Source organism: Rhizobium etli 8C-3, assembly GCF_001908375.1.
GTDB classification, from domain to species: Bacteria; Pseudomonadota; Alphaproteobacteria; order Rhizobiales; family Rhizobiaceae; genus Rhizobium; species Rhizobium etli_B.
The window spans coordinates 222990-243938 of the sequence record NZ_CP017242.1 but is presented as its reverse complement, the minus strand read 5'-3'; the positions used below and the strand labels follow the sequence as shown (position 1 = coordinate 243938).

Here is a 20949-nt window from a genome sequence, read left to right as displayed (position 1 = left end):
GAGGTTCAATAAAATGAGTGACAAACCCGTTCTGCTTTTCGTCGATGATGAAGAACGCATCGTGCGTCTCCTTAAGATGATCTTCCGCAGCGAATACGAGATCTACACGGCACTGAGCGCCCGCGAAGCTCTTGCCATTCTTGAAACAATTCCGGTCGATGTGATCGCCAGCGACCAGCGCATGCCGGAATGTACCGGTATTCAGTTGCTGTCACAGGTGCGCGAGCGGTGGCCGGAAACCATACGTATTCTTCTGACAGGTTATAGCGATCTTGTCGCGATCATCGGCGCCGTCAACGAGGGTGAAGTGTATCGCTTCATTAACAAGCCGTGGGACCAGACGGAACTTCGCGCAGTCATAGCCGATGCTGTCGAAACCGCCCGTAGCGCAAGGATGACGCGAAAGAACATCACGCCGATCTGGCAGGATGATAACGCAGAGCCGCAGTTCAGCATTGCGTCCCAGTTGCTTGCGATCGACGGCTGCGACAACGATCGTCAGGAAGTGGTCGAGATGTTCACGTATGATTACCGGGTACATGCCGCCTCCAGTGTCAAGGAAGCGATCAAATTCATCATCCAAGAGCAGATTGGGGTCATCGTTACCACGGCTGAGGTCGATGGGGTAGACATGACGGAAATGCTGTCGGAGGTCGCACGTATCGATCCGGCGATCACCGTCGTTGTAATGACATCTAAACCACAAAGCGACACCATCATCAAGCTCATTAACAGCGGCCGGATCTATCGCTTCGCCATCCAGCCGCTCAGCCCCAACCTCTTTCGACTGGCCGTAAACGCGGCGATGCGCGAACACCACCGCCGTCTTGCCGATCCCCGTGTCGTGCGCCTGCGCATGCAGCGCGAACTTAGCGGCGATTCCAGCAATAATATGGTGTATGACAGCTTCGTGGAAAGCCTTCGCCGCTTTACCGAGGTCAGTTGACACGGCAGCGCCGTCCTGAAGGGTCGTCCTTAGCGCAAAAGCGACCGGCTTGAGGAGTGCACGCGCCTCGGATGAGCCGACATCAACACTCGACCGGTCACGTATCCGACAAACGCCAGAGGCTCGCATCAGGAGGATAAGATAAACCTGATCCGTCCCGCGCCGTGGCCACAGATGATGAACGTCTGCGGATCATCCGCCACGCTCCCCTAGCAGGCTGTTGAAAAAGGCCCTGGCGTGAAGACTTTGGTCGTGATTCATTGGCTTTGTCGAGATTCGGAGTTGATTGATGCGCGGCGGCGATGTGAGAATGGGTCAACTCTTTCAGTTATGTCGATCTGGAGGATCGTGTTCGTCGTAATCATCCGCTGCGGGCAATCCGGCAGATTGTGAACGACGCGAGCCGGTTGTGGAGTAATCATCCGGTGAAGAGAAAGAGCTGCTTTTAAGCTAAACAATCAAACGGTGTCTTCCCTATGTGCAACGATGACAAGGAGCGTTCCATCTTGGCTTGATGACGGATGATCTCTTCGGCGAGCACAACCGCATAGAAATTATAAATTGGTAGAAATCCTGCTCGCCTAGGAACAACATCACCCAAGTTTCAAATGCAACCAAATATGCTCTAGTCAACCGGACAATTAGATGTAATTGGTGTTGGGCAGTACGTAAACACATTAACGATTTTTGATGGAATCGCTGATTCCGTTATGTCGAGTTTGTCGCAATAATGCGACTGTTCTTACAACTGCTTAATATGAAGGATCGATATTGAAGCTCAATTTATATTTACCGAAGCGGATAGTCGACGCGGGCCCGTTGCCGGTTCGTGTCCTTGACGCAGCCGTTTCAGCAAGACGGTATTACCCATGATTTCCACCAGCCCTCGGCCTCTCCCCGCAGCCGCGACCGCTGCAATCGCTTCCGGCGGCAACTTCGTAAAGACCGCACGAAAAGCACGAGAGTATAGCATTGAGGATCTGTCGGTCACATGCGGTTTGACGATCAAGGAAATCACTAGGATAGAAGGCGGCGACGATGCCGACCCTATCAAGCTGCGCCGCATTGCATCAGCGCTGCAACTCGGGGAAACCGTGCTTATAGATTCATAAGTGCGCGATCGTACAGCAATGCGCTCGTAACTCAATCGGATAGAGTTCCAGACTTGGTTTCTGGCCGTTGCAGGTTCGAACCCTGCCGGGCGCACCATCGCAACGCCCAACGCCGGGTGGACAAAATAGGACCATGCGTGACGCTGACAGATTTACCTATGCCACGCAGCCTCCAGACCAAGAATCCCTCGGCCAGCCCAGTCCTCAATTTTGCCAGAACCACGTCCAGGCGTTCTCGAATAGAGATGTGGCGCTCCACGGCTGCAACGTATCGACGTCATGCGTCGGCTGGTCTTCAACAAAGCAGCGGGGGGCGTTCAGTAATGAGTAAGCATTCGCCGAGGACCGCAGGGTCAGGTTTTTTTGCGCGATCGGCGCTTCCACTTTGCGGCTAGAGCCTCGACGTTTTTGCGGAGATTGGCGGCGTCGACGTCGCCAGGATCGTAGTGTGCGTCGCCCCACCATTCTACAAGTTCGTGGTGACGCTCATGGTTGGTGTCCGCAATTGCCTCGCGGAACTCTTCGTAGCCCCATGGGCCGCCGACATCCTCAGGTGGACATCGTCCGACAACCTCGAGAAGGAAGGGATCATCGAAGCCAGCGGTAGCCGGAAAGGTCTTTTCGATTTTCACGGTGTGCGTCCAGCCGTCGCCGAAGTCATAGAGATACTTGAATGATCTCGCGCCGATATCTTCGATAGCGGCAAGAAGAGTTTCCTTGCGAGCATCGATGGGGCCATCAAAGCCGCCATCAGGCACGCCGAACCCGATGTCACGGATCCTGAACTCATATAGATGGCAGTTGGTCCAGCCGAAGGCCTCCTGAAGAATCTCATGAAGCCGATCAAGCCGAATGCGGAATGGGACGACAACGCGCCGCATCACCAAGGGATCAACGTCATCGAGCGTGATCTTTAAGCGAACGAGAGGACCTGCCATCAGGCCGCCTGCCTCAGTGGCGATGTCGTGGTTTTCCGCCAATTCCAGGGGAGAAGCTCATCGATCCGGCTGGCTGGATGATCGGCGATGCGGGCGAGAACATCTGCAAGCCAGGCCTGTGGGTCAATGCGGTTCATTTTCGCGGTGACGATCAAGCTGTACATTGCCGCCGCCCTCTGGCCCCCTCGATCGGACCCGGCAAATAGCCAGGCCTTTCGTCCGAGCGCCATTGCCCGTTCATTCTGCCCATGTCGGTCAGGAATTGGAAGTTTATTATCGTTGGCATCCGTATTTTGGCCGCAAGGTCAACGTCCGGCGGGTAGAGCATCGAGCAACGGGCCAATTTCTCAAGGTGTTAGGTCCGTCAGGTGCCGTCGTTTCGATGGCTGCCTGGATGCTTGATCCGGTCGTTTGCGCCGGCATGACCTCGGGTGCGCCACAGGTCGATCTGCTGGCATTGTCCGAATTGAAGAGGCTGGTCACGGTCGTCGCTGCTCCGCCACACTCCAGACGCGATGATGGATTCGCACGGGAGAAAGTCGATGAAGCAGCACGCCGCGCCCGCGTTGAACTCGGGCAGACAGATGAACCTGATATTCGAACCCAGCCGGATAGACGGGATGAACGAAACGGAACGGATGAAAGTCGTTCTGACGCTTGCCCGGATTCTGATGCAGGCCGCTGGCATCAGCATAGAGGAGCTTGCCGATGACAAGCGCTGATCTCCCGGCGACCGTGCTTCAGCGCAAGGCGGTCGTATATGTACGCCAGTCCTCGCAATCCCAGGTCATGACCAATCTGGAAAGCCAGCGGCGCCAATATGATCTGGTCGACATCGCACGTAGCTACGGCTTTGTCGACATCGAGGTTATCGATGACGATCTCGGGCGATCGGCGAGTGGAACGGTAGCGCGGCCCGGCTTCGACCGTCTGGTCGCCTGGCTCTGCGCTGGCAAGGTCGGGGCTGTCCTGTGCTTCGATGCGTCGCGGCTCGCGCGCAACGGGCGCGACTGGCATCATTTGCTCGAACTGTGCGGACTTGTCGAAGCCCGTGTTATCGATCATGACGGGGTGTACAACGCTTGCCACCCCAACGATCGCCTACTCCTTGGCATGAAAGGCAGTATCAGCGAGTTCGAGTTGGGTGTGCTGCGGGCAAGGATGCTCGATGCCGCAAGGTCGAAGGCGCACCGCGGCGAACTGCGCTTGTCGGTTCCATTCGGCTATGTATGGCATCGCGAGGCAGGCCTGGGGCTTGATCCCGATATTCGTCTGCAAGAAGTGATCCGGCTTATCTACGCCCGCTTTCGCGAGCTCGGCAGCGCCCGTCAGGTGTTGTTGTCGATGCAGGCGGAGCAGATCCACTTCCCGCGGCCTGCCGACGAAGGCCGCATGACGAACTGCATCTGGCAGCCGATCCGCTACCGCAATGTGATCAGCGTTCTCAAAAATCCATTCTATGCAGGCGTTTATGTATATGGCAAAAGTGAGAAGCGCACCTCGATTGTTGAGGGGCGAGCGCGGCGGACCTACGGACATTACAAGCCGGCGGGCACTTGGGAGGTGATGATCAAGGATCATCACGAGGGTTACATCGGCTGGGATGAGTTTGAGCGCAATCAGAAGCAGTTGGCGCTCAACGCCTATGGTCGCCAGGATGGCGCAAAATCAGGCCGCGGGGGCAAGGCGCTCTTATCAAGCCTTCTGACGTGCGCCCGTTGCGGCCAACGTCTCAGTGTTTGCTATAGGGGCGGTCCGATCAGCCAGCCGGTCTACCGCTGTGATAGAGGTAACCTGGCTGGGCAGCCTCGTTGTATGACCTTCGGTGCTCCGAAGATCGACACGGCGGTGGCACGGGAGCTGTTGCGAGCGGTAGAACCCTTGGCGATCGAAGCTGCGATCGAGGCGGAGCGAATGCATCAGGAACGACAGGAAGATCGGCGCCAGATCCTCGACCTGGAACTTCAGCAGGCCCGCTACGAGGCTGGCCTTGCCGAACGGCGCTATGCTGCATGTGATCCCGACAACCGCCTGATTGCCGCTCAGTTGGAGAAGAACTGGGAGGCGGCATTGCGCCGCGTACGCGATCTGGAGATGCGCAAACCCGCGCACGACCCAACGACGATCGTCGTTGATCCCAATGCCTTTTCCAACCTCGCAGAGAACCTGTCGGCAGCCTGGAATGCTCCCGATGTAACCATGCGCGCACGCCAGCAGCTTCTCCGAACGTTGATCGCGGACATTATCGTCGATGTTGACGATGCTGTCCGTGACGTTGTCCTCACCATTCATTGGAAAGGTGGTCAGCATTCGGAGTTGCGTGTTCGTAAGCCACAGTCTGGCGAACACGGCAGCGCGACAGCCGAAGATGCACTGGAAGTCATACGCGGCATGGCTGGCCGCTGGTCAGACGAGCATATCGCCGCCACACTCAACCGAATGGGCTTTCCCACCGGCCAGGGAAAGACATGGACAGCCCATCGGGTCCGTTCTGTTCGTTACGTGCGTGGCATCGATGCCTACCGTTCAGCCGATAAAAATGGCGAATGGCTCACGCAAGCAGAGGTCGCCAAAGCGTTGGGCGTCTCAAGCTATCTGGTACGACGCCTTGTTTCCACAGGCGTTCTTCCTGCGGTCCAGGTTGTTCCGCGAGCGCCCTATCAAATCCGGGCCGCCGATTTGACGTCCGAGCCGGTCAAAGCGGCGATTGCCCGGAAAGGTCGCCCGTTGCGCGATGTGGACGCGGACACGCTTCCAATGTTTACATACACTTAACGAAGGGGTGCATAATGAAACACGTCTCGCCACACCGCGCAGCGATCGCTCCGCGCAATTGTTCGACAAGCAGATACGACCGTCGTCGAGGAAACGGGTGAAGGATTCCCAACGGTTCAGCATGTAGTCAAACGCCTTTGCCAAGTCATTGCCGCGCGACAACCTGGCGCGTTGTTCGCGTATCCATATTTCCATGTCGTCGATCTGCGGCTTTGATAACTGCTGGCGGATTGCCTTTCGTTCAACCGCAGTGCGGCCATTGATCTGGCGTTCGATTTCGAACAGCGCGTCGATCCGCTGCACCATGTTCAATGCGACTGGTGAGATTACGGCGGCACTTTTGCCTTGCGCCTTTCGGCGCGCATTGGTCTCCAGGTCAGCCTGCGCAAAAAACGGTCGTCGCGCGTGCGCCCAACACCCCGCTTCATAAATCGGACCCGGTCTTCGATCAGGAAGATAGAGCTGGCCATAGCCCGTATACGCATCCGCCTGAAGGATGCCGCTATAATTGGCCAGATGCGCCTGTGGATGTTCACCGGCCCGGTCACGGGAATAATAGAACATCGCCGACGGTGGCGCCGCTCCCCCAAACGGAGCATCGTCCCTGACATAGCTCCATATCCGACCGGTGACGGTCTTGCCGAGAGCGAGAACCGGCACGGTCGTGTCATCACCGTGGATCCGTTCAGACGCGAACGTATGGCTTTCAATCCGCCGCACCAGCGGGTCAAGGACCTGGCAGCACGCGCCAATCGCGTCTGCCGCTGTCGATAGACTGATTGGCACACCTTCCAGAGCGAAACGTTCGACCTGGCGATTGAGGGGAATGTGCTGGCCGAACTTGTCGCAGAGCATCATCGCCAAAAGGCTCGGACCAGCCCATCCTCTCGGGATGACATGGAAGGGTGCAGGTGCCTGACTGATCTTCTCGCAGTCACGGCAGGTGAACTTTTCCCGCACCGTCTGAATGACCTTCCAGCTACGCGGTACGCTCTCCATCGTTTCGGTGATGTCTTCGCCGAGCTTGCGAAGCCGTTCACCACCACAGCAGCTGCAGGCAACCGGACCAGGCACCACAACACGCTCACGCGGCAGATGTTCAGGGAAGGGCTTCTTGACAGGCCGCTTGCGCGTAAAGCCGGTGACCGCAATCGCCGCGGCTGCAGCAACGGCCATTTCGGCGGCAAGCTCATCTTCGGTCGCCGTCGCTTCGGCGTCCTCAAGCATCAGCTCCATCTGCGCAATCAGCCGCGCGGTCCGTTCCGACTTCTGACCGCGCAGTTCCCGTTGCAGCTTTTCGATGTAGACTTTCTGGCGAAGAATGATGGCCTGATCGTCGGCCTCCTTGGCCTTGGCAACAGCCAATTCGGCCAAAGCTGTAGCCCGTTCCGCCCGCGCTATCGCCAGCTCTGCTTCTAGGGCAGCAGCATGATCACGGTGATTTTCCGAGCCGGTTTCCATGCTCGATGTGAATCACAAAACCACTGATTTGCATAGCTTTTCTTGGTGTTTCAGGCGGCAAATCCCGCCCAAAATACACTATCCCGCGCTCGTCGGCCGCCATGTCTGCTGCGGGTTTCGCCAGTCAATTCCCTCAAGCAAATACGACATCTGGCCAGCCGTCAGCGCAATCGCTCCGCCCTCCGTCGCCGGCCAAATGAAACGGCCGCGCTCGAGCCGCTTTGCGTATAGAGATAGGCCAACTCCGTCATGCCAAATAGCCTTGATCAGCCGACCACTTTTCCCGCGGAAGACAAAAACGTCGCCCTTGAACGGATCACGACCGAGACCTTCCTGCACGATCAGAGCCAGGCCCTGCATCCCCTTGCGCATATCGCAATGGCCGCTCGCAATCCAAACACGCACGCTCGAACTGATCGGGATCATTTGAGCGCACGCATGACTGCCGCGGCAAGATCATAAGGTGCCGCGGAAGCAATCCTCACCTTCGTGCCGTTCGCAAAGTCCACAACGATGGTCGCCGCGCCACCATCGCTGCAGCCAGGGACGTCCAAGACAGTCGCCGGCACGAAAGCAGGTCCATCTTTCACCGACAGCGCTTGGCGGCGCCAGGTGTAGATCAGACCCGTCGAAACATCGTGAGCGCGACGAACAGCCCACGGCTTTCAGCGTTGACGGCATCGCAACAGCACCCTTTGTCAGAGCTTCTGCTTTGCCCGCTTCGGCATGAAGTAGGTGCGGATATTGACAAGTGCTTCGGCGACGTCCGCAGCATCCTGGCGGGTTGCTTTGTGTTTTGCGTCGCCGAGCTTGCGGATGGGCGCGATGATGTCGCCAGTGACGGCATGACCTCGAAGGACGGGCTGCCAAAGCCTCGGCGCGTATTGTGTTCCCAGCAGAAAGCAGAGGTCCCAATCGAATGGATCAAAGGTCTGGTCATCGATCCTGGTGAACCTGGGCCGGTGGTCTTTCGGCGTTTCGGCAAGGCTTGCGGAGATGCGGTTATACTCCGCAACGATCGTCTGCACGGCCCGATGTTCTGTTGTTTCCATCGGCAGGTTCAGGGCATCCGGGCCAGTCAGCTCCGGGATCCATTGACGCGGGTCGATGAACCTTGGGCCGATGATGAGGGCCGTAAGATAGCCATCGAGACCGCTCATTGACCAAATCGGCGATGCTGGACGACGTCCCCTGATAAACGCCTCGAACGCCTCATCATCAAGCTTCGGTCGTGCGGTCGTCATGCCCTGGCTGTTGTGCGTCATGCCGCCCGTCGCTCCTGCTCTGTCATCGCCTCGCGCTCAGCCTTCCAGTTCCACGGCAGGAGACTTTCCATCTCGCTGGCTTTCACTTTGCCCGCGACGATGCGTTCCAGCACATCGGCAAGCCAGACCTCGGGGTCCACACCATTCAGTTTACAGGTGTTGACGAGCGATGCCAGGACCGCGAAGGTCTTGCCACCCCGCTCGCTGCCCACAAACAACGAGTTCTTTCTCGTCAGGGCCACGGATTTCATCGAACGCTCGACCACGTTGGAGTCCACTTCGATCCGGCCATCCTCCAGGAAAGCTGCCAGTCCGCTCCAGTGGTTGAGCGTGTAGGTGACGGCCTTGCCAAGCGCCGATTTCGACGACACCTCGTCGCTCAATTCGGTGATCTGGGCCTTCAGTTCTCTCATGACAGGAGCTGCCTCGCGGCGCCTCACTACGAGCCGGGTATCGGCACTTTCGCCGCGCAGTCTCGCTTCGATGCGATAGATCTCGGCAATCCTGGCAAGGATCGACAGAGCCTCCGAGGAGCCGGTGAGCTTGACGACATCGACGAACTTGCGCCGGGCATGGGCAAGGCAGAAGGCCAGCCGCATGGGAGCGACATTGCTCTTCCCCCGGCGCTTGGCCATGGTTTTATAGGCTTGGTACCCATCAACTTGAAGCACGCCGGTAAACGACGACAATTGCCCCTCGACTTCGCGAGCGCCGCGGCTTTCGGCAAAGATATAGGCAACGGCCGGCGGCGCCGGACCATTCCACGGCCGGTCGTCGATTGCCTGGGCCCATAACTGGCACACCTTGGTTCGCTTGCGCCCCGGATCGAGCCGCGGAAGCGGCGTCTCGTCACAGAACACCCTCGGCTGGGAGCGGATGAAGGCGGTGAGCGCATCGTAGAGAAGTTCAAGCCACCAGGCGACCCGCGTGACCCAGGCGCCGAGGGTGCCGCGATCGATGATCACGCCGCAGGAGGCAAGCATCTGCGCTTGGCGATGGAGCGGCAGATGCCAGGCGAACTTCGAAACGGCGACATGAGCGGCAAAGGCGGTGGTCACCATGCCGCCATCCATCACGCGCGCCGGCGCGGGCGCTTGCACAATGACGCTCTCGCAGGCCCGGCATGCATAGCGCGGACGGATCGTCCGTTTGACCCGGACAACCGCGGGCACGATGTCGAGCGCCTCGCTGACATCCGTGCCGATGCAATGAAGCTCGAATGAGCAGCAGGGGCAGACTTTGCTCTCCGGTTCGATGATCTCGTCATAACGCGGAAGGTGTTTGGGCAAACGGCCGATATTGCGAGCTGGCGATCGCCGTGCCTGCGTCTTGTCCTCGGCGACGGGCGCGACATCGTCATTGGCAGCAACGGGAATGTCGCCGAGATCGCCAAGGTCGAGCATTGCCTGCGTCGGATCGATGATCGTCATCTTCTCCGATTTCGTCCCGAAGAGCTGGCGCTCAAGGAAGGCCACGCGCGCTTTGAGATCGGCATTCTCTTCATCGAGCGAGAGAATGATCCGGGTCAATTGCGCAGCATCCTGGGGCAAGGGATCGGGTCGAAGCGGCATGGCAGACCCTACCATATGAGCCTGAATCTTCAAGCAAAACCAATAGGATCAGCCTGCTTTCGTCGGCCTTTTTACCGGGTTTCGCTTGACCCGCGTCCAGTCAATTCCGGCCAGCAATAGCGAGAACTCTTGGCTACTCATCTGCATCGCGCCATCGCGGACCGGTGGCCAAACGAACTTCCCGCCTTCCAACCATTTCGTCGCCAGGATCATGCCTGATCCGTCCCAATAAATGCAGCGAAGTCGATCGCAACGCTTGGCGCGGAACACGAACACGTCGCCGCAGTAAGGATCGGCCGCAAGCGCTGACGCCACCAAGGCCACCAAGCCATTCATGCCGCGCCGGAAGTCGACAGGCTGCGTCGCCACCATGATCTTCACGCCATTTGGCGAAACTCCGATCACCGGCGCCCTCGCAACGCCGCTACTACCGCCTGCGCCAACTCGGGCGCCACTGCGCCGATAACGCTCAGCCGCGCCCCGGCAATCTCGATCTCAATCCGACCGGCGGCGACGTGGGCGACATCCGACGGCGATTCCTGGCGTGACGTTCGATCGCCAACCACCGTCACCGGCACGAACATCGCCTGCTGCGCGCAGGCCTTCGCGGTTCGTTGAGAGGTCAGCCCAGCGTCCCGACGCCAGACGTTCAGCAAGCCGCGATTGACGCCCCAGCGCCGGGCAACGGCCGAGATGTTCACGTCAGGTTCCGCGCTTTCCGCCAGGATCTGCGCCTTCTCCTCGTCAGTCCAATTCCGCCGCTGCCGCCGACCGGTGATCACCTCGATCCGACGATACTTTCCCTCATGCCTGGCTTCATGCATGCCTTCATCCATGACTTCAAGCATGGCATCAGCGCGATCTCCAACCATTCCATTCCGCTCCTATCGATGAAGGAGCTTATCTCGCGGGCTCTACCAACAAAGAAAAGGTGGGCTGTTCGTCGCGCTCACGAAACATCAAAGCGACGCGCCACCTCCGAGACATTTGCCCCCGGCGCAAATGCCGCCTCCAGAATTTCCAGCCGATCATCTGCCGACCAACGACGACGCCGTTCTTGACCCGTCAGCAAAATTGCCTGTGCCATCGTTCCTCAACGCGCTCTTAAGTCCACTCTCAAGAGCGCAAAATCACGATATCGCCAAAAACTCGCAAGGCGGTCCACGCCGGAGGGATACAGTAATGAGCATCTTCTGTGAGTTGCAGCTAGAAAGGTGGACCTCATCGTGTTGGGCTTACACCATGCGAGCTCGCAAGATGTATTCGTTGGTACAAAGGCAGAGCATATTGCTTGCAACAGCGTCGTTCCGGTTCTGGTGGTGAAAGACAAACTCGCGGGCTCCTACCATACCGTTGTGTCTGCCACCGAGTTCTCACCCTGTTCGGCGCGTGCGTTGCCCATGGGGCTTGAACTTGCAACTGACGCCGATTTTTTCCTACTGCATGTCTTTGAGACACCGTTTCCGGGTCGCATCAAATTGAACGCCGAGCAGTTGGCGGAATATGAGCGCCCCCTCGTCGAGGAATTCCAGCACGAAGCTCAGAAAGCCATGGACGCATTCTTAAAAGAACATGGGCATTGCGAGGCATCCGTAACCCCTAAACTGGAACGCAACGAGACCGAAAATGGCATTAGCAAGATTCTTCTCGAGCAGGATGCTCGATCTTCTCGTCCTTGGCATTCACTGGAAAAGTCGCATCGCTGCAAGCCTTATCGGTAGCTATGCTTTGGATTTTCTCAATGCTCCGCCTTGCGATGTACCGGTATCGCGGTAGAACCGTCAGAGCCTTGGACGTTTCTATTTGCCAGCGGCGCGCCACCGACAAGTAATCAGTATGAGGCCTTTCTTGCAGCGGCGACCAACGCTTGGCCGGCAGTAAACATCGGTGCTGATAGGGACCCAGAGGCAGATTTTCAGGCCGATTCCGTTATGGGCAAAAAACCACTCTGACGGACTAGCTCATATCTAACGGCAAAATGCGGAAGGGGTTCGCTCCTCGCGCACGAGGATCGTTCCGGTCCACGGGCCTTGGCAACGTGTCACCGTCGAGATTGCGGATTGCCTCAGAAAACGGCACTGGGTGTTTCCCGCATAGCAAGGTCATCACTGTGCGGCCCGGAAAGGAAAGGTGCTGCTGCCGTGCGGAAGAAGAGGAGACCGCGGGCTTCATGGCTGGCGCTTCAATGCTGGTCGGGTCTTGCGACGGTGCGATTTGCCGGCGCGTGGTCGGAGCGCCGTTCGCCGCGTCTTCGGCGGCAATCGGTTCGTCAACTGCTGCGCGGCCAGGGTGGCCGTCCCGGCGATGATCATGCCGGCGATGTTGATGAAAAGCTGGGTCAGTGCCGCCCAGGCTTCGGCCCAGGCGCTGACCGCGAGCGTCAGTCCGATCGTTCCGACGGCCGGCACGGTGGTGACCGAGATGAACACGCCAACCAGCGCGGAGGATTTTGAGGCGGTGAGCGAGAGCACGCCGGCACAGCCTGCGAGCAGTGCGATCACGAAAGACCACACGTCCGGCTTGATGATGAAATCCGTGGCAGCGCCGGTGGTGGCGGCAAACCGGTCAATGAGGCCGGTCTCATAGGCAACGGCCCAGACGACGCAGGCGATAGCCGTTGCGAGCGCGAAGCCGCTGAGCAAATTGGTCATTGCCGGTCGCAGCAGTGTCCAGCGACGTCGGACGATAGCCAGGCAGATAGCGGCTATCGGTGCGAATTCGGGGCCGACCACCATCGCGCCGATGATGAGGATCGGCTGGTCAAGATAACGCCCGACGCCGGCGATCAACGTAGCCAGCACGAGGAAGCTTAGGAACGACCAGGACAGCCTTGCGTCTTCCTCGGCCCGATCCTCGATCTCGTCCCAGATTACGGCGTCGGCGGGGTGGCCGTTCGCGGCCGCCTCGGCGGTCTCGGCCGCATTGGAGATAACCGTCACATGATCGAGCAGCGAGATCGATCCCGTCGCTTCGATCCCCAGCTCCCGCAGCATATCGACAATGCTATTCACATTTTCGCGGGCGACGTCAAACAGGAGCAGATCGCCGTGGCCGCCGAGCGCTACCCCGCGCATGATCGCCAGATTCGCAGTCGTCGGATCGGCCCTGATGGCCACGATTGCGTCATTACAAATTTGACGTGGGGCCAGGACGCGGACCTGAAGCATCGACAGTGCCCTTCGATGGACAACTCTTGAAGAGCCACCGAACCGAAAGGTTCGCTGCCCGGTGAAAATCGCTAGCCTGGCATTCACAGCGAATTAAAAAGTTGAAAAATCTCAGTATGTAACCACTAAATCAAGCGTCTAATTAGCATTCGGTATCGTTTGAAGTATCATAAGATTTTAAGGTGCGTATCATATATGTCGCATGCTGAAAATCGAACCCATTTGGAATCTCTTGGAATCAAGTTTCATTTGTAATTACTCAAAAGGTTCGCAGCAACCGGGCGCGATTCATTCGTCCGGATAATGATAATAAGAACGGGTGCGGCGTTCTCCTTCCAAGAGAAGATTGAAATTACTTGTGTAAAACATCCGAGTTGTAGTCGAAACCTCGCTGTAATACGGCCCGGATAGTGTTGAGGAGGGCGCCGCCGAGACCGTGCGTGTGGCGCTGCCTGGCTCGGAATTGCCGACAGGTTCGTTCACCCATGCGAAAGTGGGCGTCGTTCCCTGGTAATTTGAGACCAGCCGTCCTGCACGGCAGACCCGGTGAGGATCGCAGTGCTCTCGCAGGCCATTGGCTGGCCTCCCCTTCCTGAAAGCCTTTGTGCAAGGCGCTGTCCGTCCGCTCCAACAATCGGACGGACATTGCCTTCCGCGTCAATGTGTGTGGCCCACCGGGGATAGGATGTAGCGAACATCAGAGGGGCCGACCCACGCGTCGGCGACGGCCGTGAGCGGGAGCGTCGTGACGGGAGCGTCAAACCCTGCCTTGTTCGTTTCCGTCAGAAGCTCGCGGGCGCCGGCCAACAATTCCCGGATGGCGACGCTGCCGATGCCGCTGCCCATCAACTCGAGCCCCGAACCGCGGAAAGCATCGCCACGGAGCGAAATCTCGTCACCCGCAGCCGTGCCGAGCTGGACGTAACGCACCCTCGGTTCGCCCATTCTGGAACCGCGATTCTTCGTTGCGGCCGCGATCACCCGGCTGGCAGGCTCGCCCCAGATGAAGTCGAGCACGACATCGACACCGCGGTCGAACTCGGCGCGCAGCGCCCCGTCGGCGACGTCGTCGAGAGCAATTCGTGCTTCGACTTCGAGCCGGTCCAGCCGCTCGCGGCTGCGACCGACCGCGATAATCCTGCCCGCGCCGAAGTGCCGCGCGATCTGCACGGCCATCCCACCGGCAGCGCCGGTCGCGCCGTTGACGAGCACGGTAGAGCCGGGCTGGATCGGCGCTCGGCGCGTCAGGGCAACCCATGACGCCAGGCCGCCGGTCGCGACCGCCGCAGCGCGTACGTCGGAGATATCGCCAGGGATGGCGACGATCATTTCGTTCGAGACCAGCGCCAGTTCGCCCATCGAGCCGAAGGGGGCCTTGGGAAAAAGGAAATATACCCGCCGGCCATCGGGGTCGGTGCCGACGCCATCCACGCCAGGTACGAAGCCGGCCTGGGCGCCGCTCGTGTAATGCCTGCCCGACGCCAACGCCTTGACGATGGGGCTCAGCGGCGCAGCGTGAACCCGCACAATCGTTTCCCCTTCACCCGCGACAGGTTTCCGGAAATCGCCATAGGTGGGCGCATTGCCGAAATCTGTGACTACTGCAGCTTTCATCTGTTCTCTCCGTAAAGGCAATCGAACTGTCGATTTAGAGATGAAGATATCTGCGATCCGTGGTACGCGCTCTAGCTGGAAGTCTCAATTTTCTTCGCGATCGTGCCTTTCCCATGGACCCGCTTTCCGAAATTCTCTCGCTGCTGAAGCCGCGCAGCTACATCACCGCCGGTTTCGACGCCGGCGGCGACTGGTCGCTGCGACTCGACGATCTTGCCGGAAGGATCAAATGCTACGCCGTAATCCGCGGCAGTTGCTGGCTCATGCTCGATGACTCCGGCGAGCCAGTCCAAATCCTCGCCGGCGACTGCTTCGTGCTGCCAAGCGGACGCCCAGTGCGGATATCGAGCGACCCGGCGCTGGCCCCGACGCTCGCAAGCGAGGCCCTTGCGCCGGACCGGGATGGAGAGACTGTCACCTACAACGGCGGCGGAGACGTGCTTCTGGCCGGAAGCCGCTTCGAAGTTAGCGGTCGGCATGCCGACGTGCTGCTCCGGACGCTGCCGCCCGTCATCCACCTCAAGGCTGCCGGGGACCAGGAGGCGCTCCGCTGGTCGATCGAGTTGATGATGCGGGAACTCCGGGAAGTGAAGCCGGGCGCATCTCTCGTGGCGCAGCACCTTGCGCATATAATGCTGGCGCAGACGCTCCGCCTTTATCTGTCGCAGCAGTCCGGCGCGGAGATCGGCTGGTTCGCGGGCCTTGCCGACCCGCAGGTCGGTGCCGCCATCGGGGCAATCCATGCCGATCCGGGACATGGTTGGATGCTCGAAGAACTTGCGGCACATGCAGGAATGTCACGAACCGTTTTCGCACGACGTTTCCGAGAGAAGACGGGAGAGACGCCGGTCGCCTATCTCACGCGCTGGCGGATGATGCTGGCCGCCGAGCGACTGGTAACCGGCCGCGAAACGCTGGCGCGTATCGCGCGTGCTGTCGGCTACGAATCCGAGAACGCTTTCAACACGGCGTTTACGCGTGTCATGGGGCTATCGCCACGGCGCTACTCCAGAGCCGCCGAGGCGCATTCCCTTGTCGAACAGCCACCAAGCGGTGACCTCTAACGCCCTCATACCGATCCTGGTTTCGACCGCATGGGTAATCGGCCGGCGTGGTGAAGGTTCAATCTTGAAAATTGGTGTCAGTAGCGCAAGTTGCAACCTCGACCAGCCTATTGTCCACGAGCTCCAGGTCAGCAGACGGGGCCAAAGACCGTCGCCATCTCCCGCACTATGTCCATATACGAGCGAGATGCTTTTCATGGCAGGTGACCGCAAGATCCGCGTCGGCATCATCGGCGCGAGTACCAACTCCTTCGCGTGGGCATCCACCGCACACGTCCCTGGGCTCAAAGCGCTGCCTGAGTACGAGTTGGTTGCGGTTGCTTCACGCAGCCAGGAGAATGCCGACAAAGCGGCCGCGCCTGCACGGCATCCCGGACGCGCATGTTGATTACCGCGAGATGGTGGCCCGGCCCGATCTCGATATGATCTGCGTCGGTTCTGTCGCAAGCTTCTCAGCGAATTTTGCAACCTGATTGTTCATGGCATAGATTCTGGTTGAATATGAGCAGGCATGTTGAGTTTCCCCGATCATGATCGATTTCAAAGGCAGTCATTACCCGAAAGATTGATTTTATACGCGGTATTTTTCTACGTCAGGGCATGCGGTCTCCTATCGTGATCTGGAAGAGATTATGGCCGAGCGCGGCGTTGCTGTTGACCACGCGACGCTGAACAGATGGGTGGTGAAATATTCGCCCCTGATTGCCTGCCAGGCCCAGCGCCGCAAATCCGCAACCAGCAGCTCCTGGCGGATGGACGAGACCTATATCCAGGTCAAAGGCAAGTGGACCTATTTCTATCGCGCTGTCGACAAATTCGGCAAAACCCTTGATTTCATGCTGTCTGAGCACCGCGATGAGGCCGCGGCCAGGGCTTTCTTCGCCGGCACGATCAAGAGCAATGGCTGGCCCGAAAAGGTGGTCCTCGACAAGAGCGGCGCGAACCTGGCAGGATTGCAAAACATCAACCGGCTGCTGCTGTTGTATGGATGGTTCTGGCTGATCGAGATCCTGCAGGTCAAATATCTCAACAACATGATTGAGCAGGACCACCGGTTTATCAGGAAGCTGACCCGACCCATGAAAGGCTTCAAATCTTTTCAGTCTGCGTCAGCAACACTGGATGCTAGGGAGGTGGCTCACATGATCCGCAAGCGCCAATTTTCAACATATGGCCAATCGGCATTTCAGTAATTCGCCGCACTCGCGGCATAACTGTGTCCAGCGATAACCGTCTCTGCGGCCTTTCCAAAAACTTGCGACAGAACCCCTTTCCATCACGCAAGACCGTTATTGCCGCAGCCGACATGCTGAAGGCGCTGGGACACTCCGGTTTGACCGCTTCCACAAGTAAATGTTAAACGCCTTGTGCGATGTATACGATAGCCCTTGCAACCTGAGTGAGTATCTGTGGGCAGATTCATTTCTGAAACGACGTACTGGAAAATATCTGACACATTGAAACGGATAGACGCTAAGGTGCCGATGGCACCGACAAGCAGACCAACGATTAGTTCGAGAAAATGACCACGGCACAACACATCGTAGCTTTGCTGAAGAGCCACATAGACGGAGATGAAGGTCGCTTCCTTTCCGTGGCGACACAGCTTGCCGCGCACGAAGCCCGACAAGGTCATGGCAAGCTCGCACAGGAGCTCAAAGAGCTAATCGACGCCGCTCGTGGCAAAACGTCGACGGTCGCACGCATTGGCGCGGGCCCAGTGCCGATCGCACAGCCGAAAGGCGAGTTGACGAAATTGCTCGCCGCACGTTTCTCGGACACGAGGCTGGCAGACATGATCTTGTCCGACGAGCTTCGCGAGCGGCTTGGAAGAGTGATCGCTGAACAGCGGCACCAAGAGCGCCTGCAAGCCCATGGCCTGACACCTCGCCGCAAGTTGCTCCTTGTCGGCCCACCAGGGTCTGGCAAGACAATGACTGCGGCGGCGTTGGCGCATGAACTTAAGTTGCCGCTTTTTACAGTGCTTTATGATGGCCTCATTGGCAAACTCATGGGAGAGACAGCTTCGCGCTTGAGACTGGTATTCGATGCCGTCGCGGCGCAACGGGGCGTGTATTTCTTCGACGAATTCGATGCGATCGGATCGCAGCGGTCCGGGCCAAATGATGTCGGCGAGATTCGTCGTGTGCTGAATTCCTTTCTCCAGTTCATCGAGAACGACTATGGCCCGAGCGTAATCATCGCTGCCACGAACCATCCCGAACTTCTCGATAGGGCGATCTTCCGTCGCTTTGACGATGTCATCGCGTACGAACTACCGGACGAACGCATCACGCGTGGAATCCTGGAGACGCATCTGTCACGCTTTAAGCCGAAAAAGATGAATTGGTCGGCAATCCTCGATGCGGCCAAGGGGCTCAGTCAGGCGGAGATAGCACGAGCGGCTGACGAAGCGGCAAAGATCGCTATCTTGAGCGACAAGCCGACGGTCGAAACCTCTCTACTACTTGGTGCCCTGTTGGAACGTCACAACACGATGCGATAAGGCGACGAGCAGTATATGGCCCGACCGCCTCGCAATCGATCTCACTTTTTCTTGGACGGTGGCGGACAAGCAGAGCCTTATACCTCGCCGCGTACGGTCATTTCCGGTCTACCCCCTGCCCGTGCACGCGCGCAACACGCTGCAAAGCTTTCTCAATCGCTTGCAACCGCTATCGCCGGAGCGCAGCAGACTATGGCCGCGAGGGAACCGGCTATCTCGGAAGGCGACCGTGGTTTCTACTTGCAGTTTGAAATTCCCGCGGCTGAACGGGGTGCCGTCGATGCATTGGAAAACAGACCGGCTGGCATTGAACTGGTCGCCGTTCCTCAGGTTGCGGCTGGCGAGGAGAGTATCACCGCGACCGTCTTCGTGCCTGAGCGCTCACTCGAGTTCTATAGCAAAAAGATCGACGCCTACCGAAACGAGCAGACGAAGACGGGCCGGCCCAAAAACGAAGCCTTAATTGCGCGCGTTGAAGACGTTCGCCTGGCTGCCGTGCGATCACTGTTCACCGACGCTGCGGAGCTCTATCCTCAACCAAACGCAGCTGCATGGTGGGAGGTCTGGATCAGGGACGGAAGGATCGCATCGTTTCGAACAGTGGCTGGCCGTTTGAATATTCCTCTCAAGGATCACGCGATCCGCTTTCCTGAACGGGATGTCGTGCTCGCTCACGGCACAGAAGCCACGATCGCACGCGTCGTGTGCAATTCGGACGCTATCGCTGAACTTCGACTCGCCAAGGATACACCATCAATCTTTTTGAAGATGGGGGCACCTGAGCAAGTTGAGTGGGCAGAGGATCTCGTAGGACGTCTTGTCGCCCCGGACGCGCTCGCGCCGGCCATATGCCTGCTCGACAGCGGAGCGACACGGCAACACCCTTTGATCGCTCCCGCGTTGCCGGCCGACAGCCAGCATGCATACGACGACAATTGGGGTGTGGGCGATAGCCAGTTCTGGAACGGGCATGGCACTTCGATGTCTGGCGTGGCGCTTTATGGCGATCTCCAGCAGACGCTCGCGCGGCAAGGTGCCGTCGAATTACCCTATTGGCTTGAGACTGTAAAAATTCTCCCGCCAAACGGTGGCAATGATCCGCTGCTATATGGCGCGATTACAGAAACCAGCATGACCAAGGCCGAGGCAAACGCTCCCCTTCGCAAGCGGGTCTTTTGCATGGCGGTTACAAGCGAAATCGGCCTCGCACGCGGACGTCCTTCGTCGTGGTCGGCTGCTATCGATCAGTTGACCTACGGTGGGGGCGCTCTTTCACGTCTGATGGTCATCGCCGCCGGCAATCTGCGCGGTGACATCCACGCAGCAGAATATCCCGATCGAAATGATCTGGAGGAGGCGGAAAGCCCAGCCCAGGCTTGGAACGCGCTCGTTGTCGGAGCCTATACTGACAAGATCAATATCGTTGATCCGGCGTTCGGCGATTGGGCCGCGGTCGCTCCGGCCGGTGATCTATCACCAGCCAGCAGGACTTCGGGCACGTGGGATCGTCAATGGCCGGTCAGGCCGGATGTCGTCTTCGAAGGTGGAAACTTCGCGCACGACGGCATGAACCCGAGTTCTCACATCGACGATCTGCAGCTGCTGACGACGTATTACCGACCCAATATTCGTTTGTTCGATACATTTGGTGATACGAGCGCCGCCGCTGCGCTTGGCGCGAACCTTTGTGCGAACATCATCGCCGCTCGTCCGACTCTTTGGCCGGAAACGGTACGGGGGCTCGCCATTCATTCCGCCGAATGGACACCGGCAATGAAAGGCCATTTCGACGGCGCCGGCACGCAAGCCATGAAAATGGCAATGCTCCGACGCTACGGCTGGGGCGTGCCTGACATTTCCCGTGCGTTGAGAAGCGCTACGGACGACGCGACCCTTGTAGTCGAAGACGTTTTGCTGCCGTTCAAAAAGGAAGACTCGAGGATTAAGACCCGAAGCATGAACTTGCACGCTTTGCCATGGCCACGCGACGAGCTTCTCGATCTCGGCGCAGCTGACGTGGAGCTTAGGATCACGCTGTCGTATTTCATCGAACCCAATCCAGGCGAACGCGGGTGGACACGTCGACATCGTTATTCGTCACACTCTCTGCGATTTGCCGTCAAACGCTCTCTTGAAGATCTTCAACAGTTCCGGACGCGCATCAACAAAGCAGCGGAAGCAGAGGAAGAAGGTCAGATTGGCGCGGCGGCCGGCGGCGACAACTGGTTTCTCGGCATGATACGTGATCGAGGGTCTGTGCATTCCGACATCTGGCGGGGCAGCGCGGCGGCGCTCGCCGAACGTGATGCGATCGGCGTCTTCCCGGTCAGCGGCTGGTGGAAAGAAAAGCCAGGGCTTCAGCGTTGGGATCGAGCAGCACGCTATGCGCTCGTGGTATCCATCAGGGCGCCCGGCGCAGAGATCGACATTTACACTGCAATTGAGAACAAGCTGGAGATCGAGATTCCTGCAGCATGAGGCTGACCTGACCGAAAGCTGGTCAGGATTTCAAAGGAAGTGAGGCGAGCAA

17 protein-coding genes, 1 tRNA gene and 4 pseudogenes are annotated in these 20949 nt (G+C 58.5%); 11 read left to right on the top strand and 11 right to left on the bottom strand.

Going from position 1 to position 20949, the window contains the following annotated elements; all coding sequences use genetic code 11:
- Window positions 1-13 precede the first annotated feature (13 nt).
- The 4 genes and pseudogenes from AM571_RS21615 to AM571_RS21605 all read left to right on the top strand — a co-directional run bounded on the left by AM571_RS21615 (window position 14) and on the right by AM571_RS21605 (window position 2155).
- The gene (locus AM571_RS21615; protein WP_074063548.1) at window positions 14-946 is read left to right on the top strand and encodes a response regulator; all 933 of its coding nucleotides are present in this window, start codon (window positions 14-16) and stop codon (window positions 944-946) included.
- Window positions 947-1235: 289 nt separating this feature from the next.
- Window positions 1236-1347 (top strand): annotated as a pseudogene (locus tag AM571_RS37525) (IS5/IS1182 family transposase); the annotation flags it as partial.
- 468 nt (window positions 1348-1815) lie between these two features.
- On the top strand, window positions 1816-2058 hold the full coding sequence (locus tag AM571_RS37520; RefSeq protein WP_081377174.1) for a helix-turn-helix domain-containing protein: 243 nt from the start codon (window positions 1816-1818) through the stop codon (window positions 2056-2058).
- Between the two features lie 20 nt (window positions 2059-2078).
- A tRNA-Pro gene (locus AM571_RS21605) sits at window positions 2079-2155 on the top strand.
- 256 nt (window positions 2156-2411) lie between these two features.
- On the opposite strand, the gene AM571_RS21600 is transcribed toward AM571_RS21605, so the two are convergent.
- Window positions 2412-2996: a plasmid pRiA4b ORF-3 family protein gene (locus AM571_RS21600; RefSeq protein WP_074063547.1), complete on the bottom strand. Its 585-nt coding sequence runs from the start codon at window positions 2994-2996 to the stop codon at window positions 2412-2414.
- Window positions 2996-3232: pseudogene (locus AM571_RS21595) on the bottom strand (transposase domain-containing protein); the annotation flags it as partial. The pseudogene AM571_RS21595 and the gene AM571_RS21600, both read right to left, overlap by 1 nt.
- Window positions 3233-3538: 306 nt before the next feature.
- Between AM571_RS21595 and AM571_RS21590 the strand changes: the two are divergent.
- Both AM571_RS21590 and AM571_RS38425 read left to right on the top strand, forming a co-directional pair.
- Window positions 3539-3718, top strand: coding sequence for a hypothetical protein (locus tag AM571_RS21590; RefSeq protein ID WP_051679588.1), 180 nt, complete (start codon window positions 3539-3541; stop codon window positions 3716-3718).
- Entirely contained in the window at window positions 3705-5771 is a 2067-nt protein-coding gene (locus tag AM571_RS38425; RefSeq protein ID WP_113514720.1) for a recombinase family protein, read from the top strand. Before AM571_RS21590 ends, AM571_RS38425 begins: the two co-directional genes overlap by 14 nt.
- A 27-nt stretch (window positions 5772-5798) precedes the next feature.
- Here the strand turns inward: AM571_RS38425 and tnpC (AM571_RS21580) are convergent.
- The 7 genes and pseudogenes from tnpC (AM571_RS21580) to AM571_RS21550 all read right to left on the bottom strand — a co-directional run.
- A pseudogene (gene tnpC / locus AM571_RS21580) lies at window positions 5799-7232 on the bottom strand (IS66 family transposase); the annotation flags it as partial.
- Between the two features lie 78 nt (window positions 7233-7310).
- Window positions 7311-7658, bottom strand: a complete 348-nt coding sequence (gene tnpB / locus AM571_RS21575) for an IS66 family insertion sequence element accessory protein TnpB (protein WP_057210537.1) — start codon at window positions 7656-7658, stop codon at window positions 7311-7313.
- Window positions 7659-7930: 272 nt separating this feature from the next.
- The gene (locus AM571_RS21570) at window positions 7931-8497 is read right to left on the bottom strand and encodes a UPF0149 family protein (protein WP_064697834.1); all 567 of its coding nucleotides are present in this window, start codon (window positions 8495-8497) and stop codon (window positions 7931-7933) included.
- Window positions 8494-10068, bottom strand: coding sequence for an IS66 family transposase (tnpC, locus tag AM571_RS21565; protein ID WP_074061610.1), 1575 nt, complete (start codon window positions 10066-10068; stop codon window positions 8494-8496). Before tnpC (AM571_RS21565) ends, AM571_RS21570 begins: the two co-directional genes overlap by 4 nt.
- Before the next feature lie 48 nt (window positions 10069-10116).
- Window positions 10117-10473 carry an IS66 family insertion sequence element accessory protein TnpB gene (gene tnpB / locus AM571_RS21560; RefSeq protein WP_064697832.1) on the bottom strand — a complete coding sequence of 119 codons (357 nt, stop codon included), beginning with the start codon at window positions 10471-10473 and terminating at the stop codon, window positions 10117-10119.
- On the bottom strand, window positions 10470-10940 hold the full coding sequence (tnpA, locus tag AM571_RS21555; protein ID WP_074061609.1) for an IS66-like element accessory protein TnpA: 471 nt from the start codon (window positions 10938-10940) through the stop codon (window positions 10470-10472). The genes tnpB (AM571_RS21560) and tnpA overlap by 4 nt, the downstream gene beginning before the upstream one ends.
- A 77-nt stretch (window positions 10941-11017) precedes the next feature.
- Window positions 11018-11155 (bottom strand): transposase, encoded by a 138-nt coding sequence (locus tag AM571_RS21550; protein ID WP_081377173.1) that lies wholly within the window; start codon window positions 11153-11155, stop codon window positions 11018-11020.
- Window positions 11156-11282: 127 nt separating this feature from the next.
- Here AM571_RS21550 and AM571_RS21545 point away from each other — a divergent pair, with 127 nt between their 5' ends.
- Window positions 11283-11789, top strand: a complete 507-nt coding sequence (locus AM571_RS21545; RefSeq protein WP_074063545.1) for a universal stress protein — start codon at window positions 11283-11285, stop codon at window positions 11787-11789.
- 447 nt (window positions 11790-12236) lie between these two features.
- Here AM571_RS21545 and AM571_RS21540 read toward each other — a convergent pair whose 3' ends face one another.
- On the bottom strand, window positions 12237-13184 hold the full coding sequence (locus AM571_RS21540) for a DUF389 domain-containing protein (RefSeq protein WP_237358573.1): 948 nt from the start codon (window positions 13182-13184) through the stop codon (window positions 12237-12239).
- Window positions 13185-13892: 708 nt separating this feature from the next.
- A complete protein-coding gene (locus tag AM571_RS21535) occupies window positions 13893-14849 on the bottom strand; it encodes a quinone oxidoreductase family protein (RefSeq protein ID WP_074063543.1) in 957 nt (318 codons plus the stop codon).
- Window positions 14850-14962: 113 nt separating this feature from the next.
- On the opposite strand from AM571_RS21535, the gene AM571_RS21530 reads away from it, so the two are divergent.
- The 4 genes and pseudogenes from AM571_RS21530 (at window position 14963) to AM571_RS21510 (ending at window position 20897) form a co-directional block, all read left to right on the top strand.
- Window positions 14963-15913: an AraC family transcriptional regulator gene (locus tag AM571_RS21530; protein ID WP_074063542.1), complete on the top strand. Its 951-nt coding sequence runs from the start codon at window positions 14963-14965 to the stop codon at window positions 15911-15913.
- Window positions 15914-16443: 530 nt separating this feature from the next.
- Window positions 16444-17106: pseudogene (locus AM571_RS21520) on the top strand (IS6 family transposase).
- A gap of 329 nt (window positions 17107-17435) precedes the next feature.
- The gene (locus AM571_RS21515) at window positions 17436-18419 is read left to right on the top strand and encodes an AAA family ATPase (RefSeq protein ID WP_074063540.1); all 984 of its coding nucleotides are present in this window, start codon (window positions 17436-17438) and stop codon (window positions 18417-18419) included.
- A gap of 15 nt (window positions 18420-18434) precedes the next feature.
- Entirely contained in the window at window positions 18435-20897 is a 2463-nt protein-coding gene (locus AM571_RS21510) for a S8 family peptidase (protein WP_074063539.1), read from the top strand.
- Window positions 20898-20949 lie beyond the last annotated feature (52 nt).

Coding starts and splice junctions, on each gene's coding strand:
- AM571_RS38425 (WP_113514720.1), top strand. CDS start 3,705: ATGACAAGCGCTGATCTCCCGGCGACCGTGCTTCAGCGCAAGGCGGTC.
- tnpB (WP_057210537.1), bottom strand. CDS start 7,658: ATGATCCCGATCAGTTCGAGCGTGCGTGTTTGGATTGCGAGCGGCCAT.
- tnpA (WP_074061609.1), bottom strand. CDS start 10,940: ATGGTTGGAGATCGCGCTGATGCCATGCTTGAAGTCATGGATGAAGGC.
- AM571_RS21535 (WP_074063543.1), bottom strand. CDS start 14,849: ATGAAAGCTGCAGTAGTCACAGATTTCGGCAATGCGCCCACCTATGGC.
- AM571_RS21550 (WP_081377173.1), bottom strand. CDS start 11,155: ATGGCACAGGCAATTTTGCTGACGGGTCAAGAACGGCGTCGTCGTTGG.
- AM571_RS21590 (WP_051679588.1), top strand. CDS start 3,539: ATGAAGCAGCACGCCGCGCCCGCGTTGAACTCGGGCAGACAGATGAAC.
- AM571_RS21615 (WP_074063548.1), top strand. CDS start 14: ATGAGTGACAAACCCGTTCTGCTTTTCGTCGATGATGAAGAACGCATC.
- AM571_RS21600 (WP_074063547.1), bottom strand. CDS start 2,996: ATGGCAGGTCCTCTCGTTCGCTTAAAGATCACGCTCGATGACGTTGAT.
- AM571_RS21570 (WP_064697834.1), bottom strand. CDS start 8,497: ATGACGCACAACAGCCAGGGCATGACGACCGCACGACCGAAGCTTGAT.
- AM571_RS21515 (WP_074063540.1), top strand. CDS start 17,436: ATGACCACGGCACAACACATCGTAGCTTTGCTGAAGAGCCACATAGAC.
- AM571_RS21530 (WP_074063542.1), top strand. CDS start 14,963: ATGGACCCGCTTTCCGAAATTCTCTCGCTGCTGAAGCCGCGCAGCTAC.
- tnpC (WP_074061610.1), bottom strand. CDS start 10,068: ATGCCGCTTCGACCCGATCCCTTGCCCCAGGATGCTGCGCAATTGACC.
- AM571_RS37520 (WP_081377174.1), top strand. CDS start 1,816: ATGATTTCCACCAGCCCTCGGCCTCTCCCCGCAGCCGCGACCGCTGCA.
- AM571_RS21510 (WP_074063539.1), top strand. CDS start 18,435: ATGGCCCGACCGCCTCGCAATCGATCTCACTTTTTCTTGGACGGTGGC.